Annotated in this window: 12 protein-coding genes; 4 read left to right on the top strand and 8 right to left on the bottom strand. The window is 52.2% G+C overall.

The annotated features are described in order from the left end of the window. Window positions 1-135: 135 nt before the first annotated feature. The 3 genes from ACYUBO_RS03975 to glnA all read right to left on the bottom strand — a co-directional run bounded on the left by ACYUBO_RS03975 (window position 136) and on the right by glnA (window position 3,380). Window positions 136-465: a P-II family nitrogen regulator gene (locus tag ACYUBO_RS03975; protein WP_300328597.1), complete on the bottom strand. Its 330-nt coding sequence runs from the start codon at window positions 463-465 to the stop codon at window positions 136-138. A 14-nt stretch (window positions 466-479) separates the two neighbouring features. Beyond that, complete coding sequence (locus ACYUBO_RS03970; protein WP_460372538.1) at window positions 480-1,676, bottom strand: ammonium transporter; 1,197 nt, start codon at window positions 1,674-1,676, stop codon at window positions 480-482. Window positions 1,677-2,048: 372 nt separating this feature from the next. Beyond that, a complete protein-coding gene (glnA, locus tag ACYUBO_RS03965; RefSeq protein ID WP_460372537.1) occupies window positions 2,049-3,380 on the bottom strand; it encodes a type I glutamate--ammonia ligase in 1,332 nt (443 codons plus the stop codon). A 93-nt stretch (window positions 3,381-3,473) separates the two neighbouring features. Here glnA and ACYUBO_RS03960 point away from each other — a divergent pair, with 93 nt between their 5' ends. From ACYUBO_RS03960 to ACYUBO_RS03945, 4 genes are read left to right on the top strand one after another with little or no spacing between them, the layout of a single operon-like run. Further along, window positions 3,474-4,526: a class II glutamine amidotransferase gene (locus ACYUBO_RS03960; RefSeq protein ID WP_460372535.1), complete on the top strand. Its 1,053-nt coding sequence runs from the start codon at window positions 3,474-3,476 to the stop codon at window positions 4,524-4,526. Continuing rightward, window positions 4,523-6,034, top strand: coding sequence for a glutamate synthase-related protein (locus tag ACYUBO_RS03955; protein ID WP_300333361.1), 1,512 nt, complete (start codon window positions 4,523-4,525; stop codon window positions 6,032-6,034). The genes ACYUBO_RS03960 and ACYUBO_RS03955 overlap by 4 nt, the downstream gene beginning before the upstream one ends. A 3-nt stretch (window positions 6,035-6,037) precedes the next feature. Continuing rightward, the gene (locus ACYUBO_RS03950) at window positions 6,038-6,781 is read left to right on the top strand and encodes a GltB/FmdC/FwdC-like GXGXG domain-containing protein (RefSeq protein ID WP_300333358.1); all 744 of its coding nucleotides are present in this window, start codon (window positions 6,038-6,040) and stop codon (window positions 6,779-6,781) included. A gap of 6 nt (window positions 6,782-6,787) precedes the next feature. Beyond that, window positions 6,788-7,813 (top strand): Coenzyme F420 hydrogenase/dehydrogenase, beta subunit C-terminal domain, encoded by a 1,026-nt coding sequence (locus ACYUBO_RS03945; protein ID WP_460372532.1) that lies wholly within the window; start codon window positions 6,788-6,790, stop codon window positions 7,811-7,813. A 52-nt stretch (window positions 7,814-7,865) separates the two neighbouring features. Here the strand turns inward: ACYUBO_RS03945 and ACYUBO_RS03940 are convergent, their stop codons facing one another. The 5 genes from ACYUBO_RS03940 to thpR all read right to left on the bottom strand — a co-directional run bounded on the left by ACYUBO_RS03940 (window position 7,866) and on the right by thpR (window position 17,350). Next, window positions 7,866-10,655: a tetratricopeptide repeat protein gene (locus tag ACYUBO_RS03940; RefSeq protein ID WP_460372530.1), complete on the bottom strand. Its 2,790-nt coding sequence runs from the start codon at window positions 10,653-10,655 to the stop codon at window positions 7,866-7,868. A 162-nt stretch (window positions 10,656-10,817) separates the two neighbouring features. Further along, entirely contained in the window at window positions 10,818-12,830 is a 2,013-nt protein-coding gene (locus ACYUBO_RS03935) for a SpoIIE family protein phosphatase (RefSeq protein WP_460372528.1), read from the bottom strand. A 179-nt stretch (window positions 12,831-13,009) separates the two neighbouring features. Beyond that, the gene (locus ACYUBO_RS03930) at window positions 13,010-15,220 is read right to left on the bottom strand and encodes a response regulator (RefSeq protein ID WP_460373582.1); all 2,211 of its coding nucleotides are present in this window, start codon (window positions 15,218-15,220) and stop codon (window positions 13,010-13,012) included. Between the two features lie 205 nt (window positions 15,221-15,425). Beyond that, window positions 15,426-16,814: a CCA tRNA nucleotidyltransferase gene (gene cca, locus ACYUBO_RS03925; RefSeq protein ID WP_460372526.1), complete on the bottom strand. Its 1,389-nt coding sequence runs from the start codon at window positions 16,812-16,814 to the stop codon at window positions 15,426-15,428. Continuing rightward, window positions 16,811-17,350, bottom strand: coding sequence for an RNA 2',3'-cyclic phosphodiesterase (gene thpR, locus ACYUBO_RS03920; protein ID WP_460372524.1), 540 nt, complete (start codon window positions 17,348-17,350; stop codon window positions 16,811-16,813). Before thpR ends, cca begins: the two co-directional genes overlap by 4 nt. Between the last annotated feature and the right edge of the window lie 74 nt (window positions 17,351-17,424).

Raw genomic sequence — 17,424 nt, 5'->3', positions numbered from 1 at the left:
CAAAAAAAGCATCAGCATTCGATAAATACATTCATAAGAACAAGGGTGATAGGAAAAGGGGGGCTTATAGGGCTCCATCAGCCCCCCTTTTATAGTGGGAGATAGTACTAAGAATTATGGAGCCCAATTCTCTTTTTATTCGCTCTTATCGTCTTTTCGTACCCAGTATGCCTCCTCAACCGGAATCACGAAGATCCGGCCATCACCAACCATCCCTGTCCGTGCAGCTGTCTGGATTGTTTCGACTGCACGGTGAAGATCCTCATCTTTTACAACCATCTCGATCTTGATCTTTGGCAGCAGATTCACTTTCATCGTCTTGCCACGGTACTGGAGTATGATCCCACGCTGGGAACCGCGTCCTTTGACATCCGAGACGGTCATTGCGGAAAACCCATGTTCTTCAAGGGCTTTCTCGACATGTTCGTACCGTTCCGGCCGGATTATTGCCTCAATTTTTTTCATCCACACTCCCCCAGCTAACTTGAAGTTTTCTCTCCATGCTGTGAGATGTCAAGACCAACATACTCTTCTTCTTCTGTTACCCGGAGACCGATCGTCTTGTGGACAGCATAGGCAAGGATGTAGGTCACAACGAATGCATAGATCACCGCTGCAAACGCATCAATTGCCTGGATACCAAGCTGGCCTGGGTTTCCATAGAGGAGACCGTTCACACCGCCAACAGCAGCAGTCGCAAAGATACCCGTTGCCAAAGCACCCCAGAGACCACCGACACCATGGATCGCCCATGCATCGAGGGTTTCATCAAGGCCTTTATTGATCCGCCAGAGCATTGCTTTGTAGCAGACAAGACCGGCAATGAGACCAATCGGAATTGATGCCATCGGATCGACAAAGCCTGCAGCAGGCGTGATTGCCACAAGACCCGCAATTGCACCCGAGATCATACCGAGGGACGAGGGCTTGCCCTGAACCCATGCAGCGAACATCCAGGCGAGAGCACCCGCAGCTGCTGAGATATTCGTCACCACAAAGGCATTTGCTGCAAGGCCATCAGCTGCAAGGGCTGAACCGGCATTGAATCCAAACCATCCAAACCAGAGAAGCGCACCGCCGATGAGGGTCATCGGGATGTTATGCGGCTCCATCGAGTGCTTTCCAAATCCGATACGTTTCCCGATGATGAGTGCTGCGGCAAGAGCTCCAAAACCTGAGCTGATGTGAACGACCGTTCCACCGGCAAAGTCAAGCGCTCCGAGCTGATGTGCCCAGCCACCACCCCATGCCCAGTGGGCAAGCGGATCATAGACGAGCGTCGTCCAGAGGAGGCCGAAGATGATGAACGAACTGATCTTCACACGTTCTGCCATTGCAGAGGTCAATATCGCAAGCGTCAGCCCTGCAAAGACAAGCTGGAAGGCCATGAAGAGGAGATCCGGTATCCCGTCACCATCCATCCCGACTCCCTGGAGCCCGACATAATCGAGATTTCCGATGAACCCGCCTACATCCGGGCCAAACGCCAGGGAATACCCTATGATTACCCACTGGATGCTCACAACAGCAAACGCGATCATCGAAAGCGCAATCGTCGAGATGAAGTTCTTCTTCCGAACCATGCCGCCGTAAAACAACCCGACACCGGGTGTCATCAGCATGACCATAGCCGTTGCAATCAACACAAAGGCCGTTGCACCCGAATCAAGTCCCATTCTCTTTCAACTCCATCTTCTTCATTTCTGAGATCTATTTCATACATCCCGGCTGTTTTCTCATTGCCACATGGGGCAGGGCAGGGAGAAAATGCCCGAATTACCATACAAAGTCACACAGAAGGGAGCAGAGCAGGGAATTACCCCGATACTCCACACCACCATCCTGCATGACTTAGAAGGAAGTTATCTTCTATCAGATAAATAGTTTACTATTATGATATAGAAATGAGAGAGATGAATACAATGAGAGATAGCGATCCTGCCTTTCCAAAGAGAGAAGTCCGGCTAAAAATGCGCTTGAAAAGGGAGAAAAATGCAGAAAAAAAATGAATCCGGTTTGATTCAAAAGGAAAAGAAGGGACGAGGGGATTAATAGGTCGCGAGGTACCGTTTTGTCTCCCAGTCCGTAACAGCTGTCCTGAATGAATCCCACTCAATCTCCGCGATCGAGTTGAGGTTCTCTGTTACATGAGGGCCAAGGGCATTGCAGATGAGGGGATCATTCATCAGGTACTGGTTCGCCTCAAACAGGCTCCCCGGCAGGGTATCGATCCCTTCATCCTTCCGCTGATCGCCGGTCATGTGGAAGATATTCTTATCAGCACTCTTTGGAGGCTCAAGATCATTTTTGATCCCGTCAAGACCTGCGGCGAGGATTGCAGCAAAGGTCAGGTAGGGGTTGCAGGTGGGATCCGGACTCCGGAGTTCCACACGGGTACTCCGCCCACGTGGAGCGGGCACACGGATGAGCGCTGTCCGGTTTGAAGTACTCCACCCGATATAGACAGGCGCTTCATAGCCGGGAACAAGCCGCTTATACGAATTAACCGTCGGGTTTGCGATCCGTGTAATCGCTTTCACATGCTTCAGAAGACCTGCAATGAACTTCATTGAAATATCAGACAGCTGCTTTGGCGCATCAGGATCATAGAAGGCATTCTTACCATCCATCGTCGAGAGAGAACAGTTCGTATGCATGCCGGACCCGTTAATCCCGAAGATCGGCTTTGCCATAAAGCTTGCATGCAGCCCCCGCTGAAGAGCAATCGTCTTGGTTGCAAACTTGAAGGTGATCACATTGTCTGCCGTTGTGAGGGCATCCCCGTACTTGAAGTCAATCTCATGCTGCGACTCGGCAACCTCATGGTGAGATGCTTCTATATCAAAGCCCATATCGGTCAGGGCAATGATGATATCACGCCTGACATCTTCTGCCAGATCTGTTGGCGCCAGATCAAAGTAGCCACCAGTATCCTGCAGTTCAAGGGAGGGTTTTCCATCCTGCTGGCGGAAGAGGAAGAACTCCAGTTCCGGGCCGGTGTTGAAGATATACCCCATCTTCGCTGCCTCCTCAACCTGCTTCCTGAGGATGTAGCGCGGATCACCCTCAAAGGGTTTTCCTTTCGGAGTGTAGATATCGCAGATAAACCGTGCAGCCCGCATCGCCTCAGGCCTCCAGGGGAGGATCTGGTACGTGGAGATATCCGGTTTCAGAACCATATCCGACTCTTCAATCCGTGCAAATCCCAAAATGGACGACCCATCGAAGCTGATACCGTCAGTCAGTGCCTTCTCGGCCTGCTTCGCAGGGATCGCAACATTTTTTGCCATACCGATGATATCGGTAAACTGGAGCCGAATGAACTTCACCCGGTCTTCCTCGATCTGTTCCAGGATCCTGGACACGTCGTCTCCTGTCATATGGAAGATTACTTCTACTGATTACTATAAATAGTTAATGGAACAACCATATACATCCGGGAGTCATGAAGAAATCGTTCCCGTGTGATACTCATGTGTGGCATTATCAGCGTCATTGACAGATCAAAAGCCGGAATGGATGGAACCCGCATCAAACACGCACTTTCGCTCATGAATGAACGGGGGAGCGGCGAAGGTGCAGGGTATGCCGCATATGGCATTTATCCGGATTATTCAGAGTACTATGCCCTTCACCTCTTCTTTAACAACCTTGTCGAGCCAAAGGGCACCGTGGATGAGATCCTCAAAACCTGGGGGGAGATAGAATACGAAGAAGAGATACCAACCATTGAACAGCCCGATCTCCGCCGAACCCATATCCCCTGGCGATACTTCTTCAAGCCTGACCGGACCCTGATGCCCGGAAGCACAACCCCTGAAGAGGATATCATCACGATGCTCGTGATGAAGATCAATACCACCGTCCAGGGTGCGCTCGTCTACTCATCAGGCAAGAATATCGGAGTATTCAAGGCATCAGGATGGCCGGAGACGGTTGCTGACTTTTACCAGATTGAACAGTACGAAGGCTACATCTGGCTTGCCCATAACAGGTACCCGACAAATACCTCGGGGTGGTGGGGTGGTGCGCACCCCTTCAATCTTCTCGACTGGAGTGTCATCCATAACGGCGAGATTACCTCATATGGGACAAACCGCCGTTATATTGAGAGCTATGGATACAAATGTACCATGTTCACCGATACCGAGGTTGTCGCATACCTCTGCGATCTCCTCGGGAGAAAGCACGGCCTCCCTGAAGAACTGATGGTCCGCGCCTTTGCCCCACCTTTCTGGGATGAGATCGACCGGATGAAAGAAGCCGACGCCACACTGAACAGCGCCATCAGGCTGACCTATGGATCGGCACTGATGAACGGACCGTTTGCCATTGTTGTTGCAACGGCTGACGGGATCGTCGGTTTCACCGACCGGATCAAGCTCAGGCCGCTGATTGCAGCAGAGGCAGGCGACCGTCTCTACATATCCAGTGAAGAGGCGGCGATCAGGAGGATGGAGCCAAATCTTGACCGCGTATGGATGCCAAAAGCGGGTGAACCGGTTATCGGGAGGGTGAGGGTATGAGCATCGGATCGATCCCGATCAAATTCAAAGTCAGGATAGACCCCGCCCGCTGCATGCTCTGTGAGCGGTGTATCGAAAACTGTCCCTACGGCACGTATCGCCGGGAAGGCGAGACGATCGTTGTTGATTCACGGAAATGTGTCGCATGCCACCGGTGTGTCGCCATGTGTCCGCGTGATGCGATCTCTATTGAAGAAAAACCAATCGACTACCGGAGTCACCCGCTCTGGAGCAGGGAGGCACGGGAGGCGATCTATAACCAGGCGCGGACCGGACGGATCGTCCTTGCCGGTATGGGGAATGCAACCGACCTTCCAAACATCTTCGACCGGCTGCTGCTTGATGCATGCCAGGTAACAAACCCGAGTATCGATCCGCTCAGGGAACCGATGGAGCTTCGGACATATCTTGGCAAGAAACCCAGGAAGCTCGAGATCAAACGGGGAAAAGACGGAGATATCGAGCTGAATACCACCCTTTCCCCGAACCTCAAACTGAATATCCCGATCATGATCGGCCATATGAGCTATGGAGCAATCTCCCTCAATGCCCAGCTCTCAATGGCCAGGGCAGTTTCGAATCTGGGAACCTTCATGGGAACCGGAGAAGGTGGGCTTCACCCCTCACTCAGGGAGTACCAGAATAATATGATCGTCCAGGTCGCTTCCGGGCGTTTTGGTGTTGATATCGATTACCTTGAACGCGGGGCTGCAATTGAGATCAAGATCGGGCAGGGGGCAAAACCAGGTATCGGCGGACACCTTCCCGGTGAAAAGGTCGGACCTGAGGTCTCACAGACAAGAATGATACCTGAGAGGAGCGATGCGATCAGCCCGGCACCGCACCATGACATTTATTCGATAGAAGATCTCAAACAGCTGGTTCATTCCTTGAAAGAGGCAACCGAATGGAAGAAACCGGTTTTTGTCAAGATCGCGGCAGTCCATAATGTTGCAGCAATTGCCTCAGGCATTGCCCGCTCCTCTGCCGATGCCGTCGTCATTGACGGATTCCGTGGAGGAACCGGAGCCGCACCGAGGGTATTCCGCGATCATGTCGGTATCCCCATCGAGGCAGCAATCGCAGCAGTCGACCAGAAACTCAGGTCACAGGGGATACGGAACGAGATCTCGATCATCGCATCCGGCGGGATCAGGGATGCAGCGGATGTCACGAAGGCAATCGCTCTTGGAGCGGATGCAATATACATCGGAACCGCAGCACTGATCGCAATGGGTTGCCGTGTCTGTGGAACATGTTATCGCGGCCTCTGCCCGTGGGGTATTGCAACCCAGGATACTCGCCTCACCCAGCGGCTTGATCCTGATGTCGAGTGGCAGCATGTGGCAAACCTGATCCGTGGATGGACGCTGGAGATCAGTGAACTGATGGGTGCTGCCGGTATCAACAGCATCGAAAGCCTGCGTGGAAACCGTGACCGGCTGAGAGGATATATGCTGGACGAAGCGATGATGAATGTGCTTGATGTGAAACCAGTGGGGGCATAAACGATGGATGAAGAACTGGTAATCAATGCAGAAGGCATCCATTATACCCCCCTCAATATCATGATTCGATCAGCAGTCGCACGGGGGGTTGACCAGATCAGGATAGAAAATGTCCTTGGACAGAGGTTTATTGCTGACGGGCTGAAAGGAAAAGCCAGGATCACCGTATGCGGCACACCCGGAGGAGATCTCGGGATGTTCATGAGCGGACCGGTGATCGAAGTCTTTGGCAACTGCGATCATGCACCCGGCAACACCATGGATGCAGGGGAGATCATCGTTCATGGGAACTCGGGAGATGCAACCGCACACTCGATGCGTGGCGGTACGGTGATGGTTGAAGGAGATATCGGCTATCGTGGCGGGATTCATATGAAAGAGTATGGTGATCACCGCCCGGTTCTGATTGCGGGTGGAAATGCCTGCTCCTTCCTTGGGGAGTACATGGCAGGCGGAGTGATCATCATCCTTGGATGCCGGGGCGAGCGCATCCTGCCTGATCGCGGGGTTGGAACCGGCATTCATGGTGGTGAGATCTTCATTCGGGGCGATATCCCGGAGAGGATCCTCGGGGTCGGTGCACGGAAAGCGGTGGCAACCGAAGAAGATCTTGACAGGATCAAACCGCTTATCCGGAGATATGCGGAGGCTTTCTCAGTGGATGAGGAAACGCTCCTCTCTGCTGAATATACAAGGATTACCCCTGCCAGCGGACGACCATTTGCAAATAAATACACCTGGGAGTGACAGAGCATGCAGGGAAGATGTTATGAAGATCTCAGGCGGGAAGTCTGGGATACGAACCGATGTTGTGGCTGTGGGGCATGTATTGCTGTATGTCCCGCAGATGCCCTCATCTTTACAGCCGAAGAAAACAGCCATCCTCTAAACCGCAGTTACTGTAAAGAGGCCACAGATGGAGTTCCCTGTGGAGCCTGCTACGAGGTCTGCCCACGAGTGAAGATGATACAGGGGCGGGGCCTCCTTGGGGACTACCGCTCGATCGTCTCGGCAACAGCAGGAATCGAGATCCCACACCGGCAGAGCGGCGGAGCAGTCACGGCGATCCTCGCTGATGCCCTTGACAACGGCCTGATCGATGCTGTCGTTACTGTTTCCGAGGACCATTTCACCCTGAAACCCCAGTCAGTAGTGATCACCTCGTCAGGAGAGCTGATTCGCCATGCGGGGAGCAGGTATGCCTGGTGGGTTCCCCTGCTTGCAGCACTGAAGACAGCCGTCCTTGAGAAGAAATGCAGGAAGATCGCCGTCATCGGGCTTCCCTGTGTCACCGAGGCGGTAGCGGAGATGAAGGCAAGCGAAAACGATCTGGTCAGGCCCTATGCGAGATCGATCAGGCTGGTTCTTGGTCTCTTCTGCACAGAGACGTTTGACTACAATCATCTTGTGCAGGGAATTTTTGAGCGAAGATACCAGCTTCAGCCCCAGGATATCGGGAGGCTCGATATGAAGAAAGGGCTTCTGATTACAAAGACCGATGGCGAGACACTGACGATTCCCCTGAAGGAATTGAATGAAGCGGTTCGCCCGGGATGCCGGATCTGCACCGACCTGACTGCCAGATCAGCAGATATCTCGGCAGGTGCAGTCGGTTCTCCTCCCGGACAAACGACACTGATCATCAGGAGCGGCACCGGAGAAACATTTGTCAAGTCTGCGATTGCATCGGGAGCATTGCTGATAAAAGACGGAATTGACGAGAAAGCGATCGAATCACTTGCCGCGAAGAAAGCGGCACGGGGCATCCCACAAGAGTGATCAGATACAAAAGATGCAGATTTCAACCCATACTAAAAGGAATTGCCAGAGATCAGGGACCCAGTTCCCGGCACCGGTTCCTGAGGGTGGCAACCCCCACCCCGGCAGCCTTTGCGACATCACTCTGGGTTCGCCTCTCTCCGGTTTCAAGTGAGGCGAGATAGAGAGCAGCAGCTGCAAAACCAGCAGCATCCTTTTTTCGTTCTTCCTGTATTACCGGCTGCCCGGAGAGGATCTCCCCGGCACGCCTCCGCTGGATTTCATCGATCCCAAGCAGCCCGGATATGCGATCCAGAGCAGAAGAGATATCGGTTTGATAGGGATCGACAACCCGGATATCATCAGCTTTCTCCCCGATAAATACCGCCTCTCTCCGTGAAAGGCGCGAGAGATGGATGATCGCATCAAGGGTTACAGGCAGGCTCTTCTGCCGGCAGGCATGGTAAAGTGCAGCTACTGAAAGAGTCTGATCAGATCCACCCGGAATCCTTCCCGCCGCAGCCTCTTTTTTGCAGATCTCCCTGGCTTCACTTTGGACTTCCCGGGAAAGCCCAAGGGCCGATCCCATCCTCCGGATCTCTGAGAGGGCAGTTGAAAGAGACAGATCCATATCAGCAGCAGATACGGCACCCCTCTTCTTCCGACGAAGATAATAGAGCAGTTTCGGATGATGAGCGATATCAATCGATCCTGTGGATGATACAACCGTTTGAGCGGCAGACGAGTCCGGGTAGAGAGGACTCATGCCACTACCAGTGCTATTCGATCCTTCACCGGCAATGTCCGTAACAGGCTCATCACACTCAACACCAGGATCAGAGGGTGCCGGGAGATCATGCTGGCGGCTGAGCCTGTCAATAAGCGTGTTTCTTCCGGTTCGGGCAACATCATCATCAGGATTGAGCGAAAGCGCCCGCTCATAGGATCTGAATGCTTCATCCACACAGCCAAGCTTCTCAAGCGCAACACCACGGCCCGTCCAGGCCACCGCAAGATCCGGATCGAATGCGATGGCCTTGTCATAAGAGAGGAGGGCATCATCATATCGTCCAAGCCCGCCAAGGGCATTGCCCCGGTTTGCCCATGCATGGGCATCATCAGGATTGAACTCAAGGGCCTTATCATACGAGGCAAGGGAATGGCCAAACCTCCCGAGTTTTTCAAGGGCAACACCACGGCCGGTCCAGACGTGTGGATCCCGTGAATTAAGCGCAAGAGAACGATCATAGGAGGCTAGAGCATCCTTAAAGCGGCCTAGATTTCCAAGTGCAGTCCCACGGATATACCAGGCAAGGGCGTGATCCGGATCGAGGGCAAGGGCCTTATCATACGAAGCGACCGCCTCATTTCTCCGGCCAATCTTTTCAAGAGCAACACCACGGCCGGTCCAGGCATTTGCGTTCTCAGGATCGAGGGAGAGCGCCTTATCACAGGATGCAACCGCATCTGCATACCTTCCAATAACGCCAAGGGCATTGCCCCGGTTTGCCCATGCGCATGGGTTGGAGGGATCAATTTCCAGAGCCTTGTCATATGAGGCGAGCGCATCCTCCAGCCTCCCGATACCAAGGTATGCATTACCGCGGTTATACCATGCGGTTGCATATTCGGGTTGGATTGCAAGGGCACGATCATAGGATCTCAGGGCATCATCATACCGGCCAAGGTTCGCGAGGGCATTGCCGCGATTATACCACGCCGGCGCATTCTTCGGATTTATCTGAAGCGCCCTCTCAAAGGAATCAAGTGCTTCGGTGTATCGGGAGAGTTCTGCAAGTGCCACCCCCCGGCCGGTCCAGGCGAGGGCATCATCCGGGTTCATCGACAGCGCCCTGTCATAGGATGCCAGGGCTTCAGTATACCTGCCAAGTGCACCAAGGGCAACACCGCGATTATTCCAGGCAACCTCATCTTCAGGGTTGATTGAAAGCGCATTTCCATATGATGAGACGGCATCGGAGTATCTGCCGAGACGGAGGAGGGCGTTGCCGCGGCCGGTCCAGGAACTTGCATTCTTCTGATCCAGTGCAAGGGCACGATCATAGGAGATGAGTGCATCTTCATATTCAGACAGGCTCCTCAGTGCATTACCACGGTTATACCAGGCATAGGCATTTCTCCGGTTCAGGGAGAGGGAGCGATCGAACGAGGCGACGGCATCAGCATACCTGCCGAGATTGGCAAGGGCAACACCGCGAAAATACCATGCTGACGCATCTTTTCGATCGATTCCGAGTGCACGTTCACATGAGGCGATCGCATTGGCATACTGTCCCAGTCCAAGGAGCGCATTACCACGATTCGTCCATGTACAGCCATCATCCGGATCAAGGGTGAGGGCGTGATCAAAAGAAGTGAGGGCATCGGCGTACCGGCCGAGGCTGGTGAGGCAGATGCCCCGGCCAGACCAGGCAAGGGCATCGTCAGGGTTGAGTGCAATCGCCTTCTCAAATGATGCGAATGCATCCACAGGGTGGCCGAGATCGGCGAGATCGGCGCCACGGTTGATCCAGGCAACAGCATCACCGGGGTTGAGAGCAATTGCACGGTCATTTGAGGCAAGTGCATCACTGAGACGGGAGAGTGAAGCAAGAGCAACGGCACGGAATATCCAGGCAGGAGTATAATCCGGATCGATTGCTAGAACACGATCATAGGAGAGAAGTGCCTCCTCTTGATGTCCGAGGGCTGCCTCAGCAATGCCACGGTTCAGCCAGACATCTGTATCGGCGGGATCAGGAGAGTGCGGCCTATCAGAGGAACCAGGTGCATCCGGCGGTGATACCTGATCGATCTGGTGGCAGGCTCTGCCTGGCTTGTGTATTGGAAGGCGTCTTTTCAAATATATCCCCACATCATCGAACCGAAACAGCAGACATCAGTATATCTTCATCGACTCTGAAGTTCTTGATTATTCCCATTCATTGAGAGTAATCTGGCTGATGTTGGGAGGGCAGGGTGGATCCGGATCCTGCCATTCCACGTCATAACGCGGATCGCCTCATCAGGTCTTTTTGACCACCATCAGTGTGATATCATCGAACTGGGGCAGATCGCCGACAAATGAAATGACTGCCCGGAGGATATTATCCAGGATATCCTGCGCCGGAAGTGTTGCATTCTCAAGGAGTATCATTCGGAGACGATCTTCACCAAACCACTCTCCTTCCGAATTGACTGACTCTGTAATGCCATCAGTATACATGACGACGACATCACCGGTTTCAAGAGAGATGATATCAGAGGAGTACTCCGCATCCTCAACTGCACCAAGAGCAATACCGGTGGGCATGAGCTCCTCAACGGACTGTGGCCCTGCCCGGTAAACAACCGGCGGATTATGGCCCGCATTGACATAGGTCATCGTTCCATCCTCTTGTGAAATCCTGCCATAAAAGAGGGTTACAAACATCCCGGCCTTTGAATCCTGACAGATTATATTGTTTGCATAAGAAATGGCTGAGGCTGGGTCCTTATGCCAGATTGCAGTCATCCGTACCACAATACGTGACAACGCCATAAAGAGTGCTGCTGAAACGCCTTTTCCCGAAACATCTGCAATAAGTATGCCAAGGGTTCCGCTTTCAAGCAGGATCACCTCGAATGGGATGACATCAAAGAAATCACCACCCACTTCCTTTGCCATCACGCTCCGTGCTGCGATATCATAACCCGAAAGCTTTGGAATATGATCAGGAAGGAAACTCTGCTGGATCTCTGCGGCAATCTGAAGTTCGGCATTTGAGCGTGCAATACGCCCCTCCATCTCCCGCCTCTCCGTAATATCCCGTATCGTCTCAATGGCACCGATGACTTTTCCCTCAGGATCATTAAGAGGGCTTGCCTTCGCCCAGAAATATCTGCCGGACTCCCCCATACCCGGAATGAAGGTATCTACGATCAAGGTATCCCCTTCCCGTTGTACAGTGGAATATTTGCTCTCAACCTCGGCGCCAGGCAATAGGATAAGATTTGCAAGCATCTGCCTGCGTTTGCCATAGAATGGGAGGGCATACTCATAATCGCCTTTACCAAGCATCGATTCGGCAGATGCTCCGGTCAGTTCCTCCATGGCACGGTTCCAGGTAATAACATTGCCCCTGTTGTTGATCACAAATGTTGCATCGGGAAGAAAGTTGATGATCTCTGCAAGGCTCTGGTGGGATCTGGCGATCTCTTCTTCAGCACGTTTCCGATCGGTTATATCCCGTATAGTCTCGATTGCACCGATGATCCCTCCATCCGGACCATACAGCGGGCTTGCTTTTGCCCAGAGACAGATACCGTCCGGCCCAAATGTCGGGATGAAGATATCAACCACCAGCGTATCGCCGATCTTTTCGACACTATTATACAGCCTTTCGATCTCGACCTCGGGCATGAAGACCAGGTTTGCAAGAATCGGTTTCCGCTCCCCATAAAACGGGAGAGAATACTCATAGTCGCCTTTGCCGAGCATCAAATCAGCAGATACTCCGGTAAGCTCCTCCATTGCACGATTCCATGCAATGACAAGACCATCCCGGTCAATAACCAGTGTTGCATCAGGCAGAAAATTTATGGTATCTGCAAGGCTCTTGTGGGATCTGGCGATCTCCTCTTCAGCACGTTTCCGATCGGTTATATCCCGTATCGTCTCGATTGCACCGATGATCCCGCCATCCGGACCATACAGCGGGCTTGCTTTTGCCCAGAGATAGATACCGTCCGGCCCAAATGTCGGGATGAAGATATCAACCACCAACGTATCGCCGATCTTTTCGACACTATTATACCGCCTTTCGATCTCGACCTCGGGCATGAAGACCAGGTTTGCAAGAAGCGGTTTCCGCTCCCCATAAAACGGGAGAGCATACTCATAGTCGCCTTTGCCGAGCATCGAATCAGCAGATACTCCGGTAAGCTCCTCCATGGCACGATTCCATGCAATGACAAGACCATCCCGGTCAATAACCAGTGTTGCATCAGGCAGAAAATTGATGATATCCCCATGAAAAATACCCCGCTCCATCTCCATGAGTCTGCTCCCAATCCAAGAATAGCTCTTTTTAGATGATGAAGGTTGTCAATTCGAAAAAGAGGCAATCAATAGATATCCCTCTTCCTTTTGGAAAGAGATCATCTGAAGCGGAACTTATCTGCTCGAGAGAGACATACTGTCAGCTATTGTGGCCAAAAAGAGCGGGTTAGCATACATCATGCAGCTTGAGAGGCTGTCGAAATCCTGAATTCACCTTTTGGAATCAGAATTTCAAACCGTGCTCCCTCCCCATACACACCGGTTTCCTGAATGGCAATCCCGGTTATCCCGAGGATTTCGCTTGAGAGGAAGAGGCCATAGCCGGTATTTTTACCAAAGCCACGATTGAAAATCTTCTTTTTCAAATTCTCAGGGATACCGGCTCCATCATCCTCCCAGATGATCATGAGATCATCGCCTGCCTGAGCATAACTGACGCAGATCCGCGTAACATGCTCTCCATGGCGGATTGTATTATCCAGGAGATTCTCAAAAACCCTGGATATCATAGGATCTGCAAAGATGGAAACATCTTCCACCTCTGCGGTTAAACGAATCTCCTCCGGTACATCTGTTCGTGGAAGTATGCTATTGAGTTCATGCCACTTTGGCTTATGTACACCAATATCCTGATACGTCTTGGTGAAGGCAATCTGGCGCTGGATCATCTCTGATGAGATCTGAATCTTCTCCAGTTGACGGAGCAACTCTTCATCTCCGCTTGCACGCTTCTTAGCCATATAGAGAAAACCTTCAGTGATCATGAGCTGGTTCTGGATATCATGACGGGTGATGCTTGTCATCAGGTTGAGCTGGCGGTTTGCATTCCGGAGTGCATCTTCCGCAAGCTTCTTCCCGGTTATATCACGGACTACACAGAATATCAGTTTCTTTCCAGAGAATACGGCTGCATTTGTACTGATATCAACCGAAAGGACACTGCCATCCTTCTTACAGTGCAGTGTCTCGAAGTGATCGCCGTCCTCACCAACCGTTCCGAGCATCTCAAGCAGCGTCTCCGGTTTGAACTGGAAATCCCAATCCCAGACATGGAGATTCCGGATCTCATCCTGCGTATACCCGAGCATATCGGCAAACTGCCTGTTCGATTCGAAGACGCTGCCATCCTGTTCCAGGGTCACAATACCGTCACGGGATTGATCGATCAGGATACGCCTCCGCACGGCTTCATCAGCAAGCTTCCTATCAGTCAGATCCCGGATATTGAGGAGGAGGAGATCCCGCCCTTCAAATCGTATCCGGGTGCGGAAGACTTCCACATCAAAGAGTGTCCCATCACCAGGGCGACGGGCAGAGAGGGCAGATAATTCCCCGGCATCTGAAAAACCATCCATCAGGCCTTTTTCGGATTGACCAGGGCTTCGGCTGCCGGAGAGATATTCAGAAAGAGAAGAGGAGAGCGCCTCTTCATGCGAAACCCCAAACATCCTCAGCATCGTCTCGTTTACATCGATAATTGCACCATCGGAATCACTGATGATGATCCCATCATATGAGTGATCAAGAATAGTCCGAAGCTGTCGCCTGCCCTCACGGAGTTCATGCTGCGCTTCAGTCAGTTCATCCAGCTGCTGGCGGAGTTCCTCTTCAGCCGCAGCCAGCTGTTCAAAAGCAGCCCTTATCTCATCATTTCTCCTTTGGAGTTCAAAATCGCGCTCAATGAGATCGGTGATATCCTTTCCGACCGCCTGGTATTCGGAAAGAATACCCCGTTCATCGAAAAGGGCTGTCGTGCTCCACCGGTGCCACCGGATCCCGCCATCCTTCATGATGGTTCGTTGATCGATGGTCCCGGACGGCTCTTTCGGGGTAAGAGAAGCATAAAGGAGGGCGACCTTGTGAACGTCATCGGGATGAATCTTTGGCTTGAACCGTCTTCCGATAACAGAGTCCGGATCCAGATCAAAGGTACGGCAGTATGCACCATTTGCAAAGAGAATGGTGCCATTCGGTAGAAAACGGCAGATAAGCTCTGTCTGCACAAGAACAACATTCCGATACCGTTCCTCGCTTTCAAAAAGCGCCTGTTCACTCCTCCTTTTTGATATAGCATACCGTATCTTGTTTGAGAGCTCGGCAAACTGCGACTTTGGATCACCGCCTTTCTGGAGGTAAAAATCAGCTCCGCTGTTTAATGCGTCAATAACAACATCTTCACGCCCTTTTCCGGTGAAGATGATAAACGGAGTTGGGTTCCCATTCGCCCTGAGATGCTTGAGAAAGCAGATGCCATCGCATCCCGGCATCTGGTAATCTGAGATTATTGCATCAAATGATTCTTCCGAGAGGAGCTGGATTGCCTCGTGTGCACTCCTGATGGTTGTAACCGCAAATTCACCTTCCCGTTCAAGGTAGAGCTTTCCTATATGGAGGAGACCAGGTTCATCATCGACATAGAGGATTGCAAGGCGGGTACCAGGCGATCCGGGATCGGGAATACTGGTGACTCGTGGTTTGAATGAATAAAACTATTGACCGAAGCAAGGGTTTTTCAGGAGAGAACATATGTAGATCGCCGATATTGGCAGAATCAATTTTTATGAGGAGGCTGATCAGAACCAGAAAGAAGGATCATGATCTCCCGGTGTTCCCACCCATCCTCATGATCCGGACAGCCGGGCTTGATCGCTCAAAGAAGGCTGCCAGAAATTCTGAGAGATTCTCATTCCAGCAGTTGGCGCCGGACGCAACATTCCAGCCATGCTCCACCATTGACTTTCTCACATGCTTCCCAAGGGCGGCTTCAAGCAGATCTTTTGATGAGAGGAGGGTTTTAGCCTCGGTATAGGGGCGGCGAACCTCAACAATGTACCGCCCATCCTCAATGAAAGGACCAGAGAGAGGTGAGTATTCAATATATTTACGGACAAAGCGTTCTGCATTGTCACTGTTATTCACCGGAGGACCGATATGCCGGACAACTGGTGGAACCCTGTCATTGAGGAGCTCAAAGAGGAGAACGGATCTCTCTTCACCCATATGGCAGTCGATCCGGTTTGCGGAAAAGCCCGACCGCTCCAGAAGGTCTCTGATTGCTATTGTACTCTTCCTGAGCTGCGGAACAATAGTATCCGGGACATAGGGGGGTGTTGGAAAGGTTATGGTGTACAGCGCAGATCCACGTTCGGCAAGTGCCAGCTCCACCTGTTTTTTTGTAAATGAGGCTGGACGGTGAATCATGAAGAATGCCTCCGTCGGATCTTTCAGGTAAGCGCGTGCAAGCTCTATCAAAGCGCACATCCGGTCAAGTGAAAGGGCTGCGGCGACATTCCGGTTTGGATCGGTTGGATCGACCACAACAAGCGGCTCATCAAAAAAACGCTCCCGGTGATTCTCCGGATCGATCAGAACCGTGGGCCGCCATTCTGTCGCTGCCCTTATGAGCGGATTGAAGCCACCGTAATGAAGGACAAGGAGTTCGCAGAGATAGCCTGAGAAGCCCTCAGTCATATGATCTGATCCATACACGCCTCCTGCTTTTGTAAACTGCTTCATTAGCAGGGCATCATCGACATATGCGGCGATACGGGGAATAATATACCGGGTATGAAACGGGGTTCTGTCCACCGCACTCTTGATCTCGGTAGCAGATGCCACATGGTAGCAGGGAACGAGATCGATATCAAGGTCAAAAATCCGGGCATTTAAGTACGGATGCTCGGCGTACTTTTCAACAGCGGTACCCCCGAAGTGAGCCACAACAGCACGCCCTAGCGCAATCCCATCCTTTGCAAGATCATCACGGGGGAGATCTGTTGGGAAGAGCATGAAGATATCAAGATCGCGGTCACCACGGACAAATGTCCCCCGGGCAACTGATCCGACGACCATTGAGGGGCGCTGATGATATTCCATCAGGTACGCAATGATCCGATCAGAGATGGTGCGGAGGTGTTCCACCTCCTCAGGTGTAGGCCTGATTCGGGAGAGGATCTCCTCCTCAAAGGGACTTCTGGTCATAGCGCCACCTCAGCAAGCGTCTCATAGATGGGTCCCCGCGGGGTGAGAGTGCTCTTCTTCAGGACAATCCGGCTGATATCGATCTCCCCTCCAATCCATCCGGAGAGTGGGAAAATGGCTGCTGGAATTCCGGGATGAAATTCCTTCACCCGCGCAATGGTGATATGTGGGCGGAATGGCCGGGTTTCACGAGAAACACCTATAGTTTCAAGAGCTGAATCAATCAGTCCGGCAAGCGCAGCAGTTTTCCCCTCATCTTGCACCTTTGCCCAGATGACGCGGGGGCGAGTTGGATTGTTTGCTGAAATACCTCTGATCGAAACTGGATATGCAGGAAATTCCAGGGATTTCAGCTCTTCAATGACACGGGCAACCTGATCGGGAGACAGTTCTCCAAGGAATTTCAGGGTGATATGAAGGAGGGAGGGATCAACGATCGCAAGCCGTCCCGGTGCCTTGTGCAGTGGCTCCTGAACGAGAGATAATGCCTCCTGCAGGGATGCCGGCAGATCGATTGCAATAAATGCCCTCACCATAACTCGATAACCTGAAGTATGTCTTCGTCATAAAAGGGGAAATATCTTCACCTCCGGTTCTGTCAGGAGAGGAA

The sequence above is a fragment of the Methanocalculus sp. MC3 genome (assembly GCF_054767395.1).
This window is presented reverse-complemented; position numbering and strand designations above follow the sequence as displayed.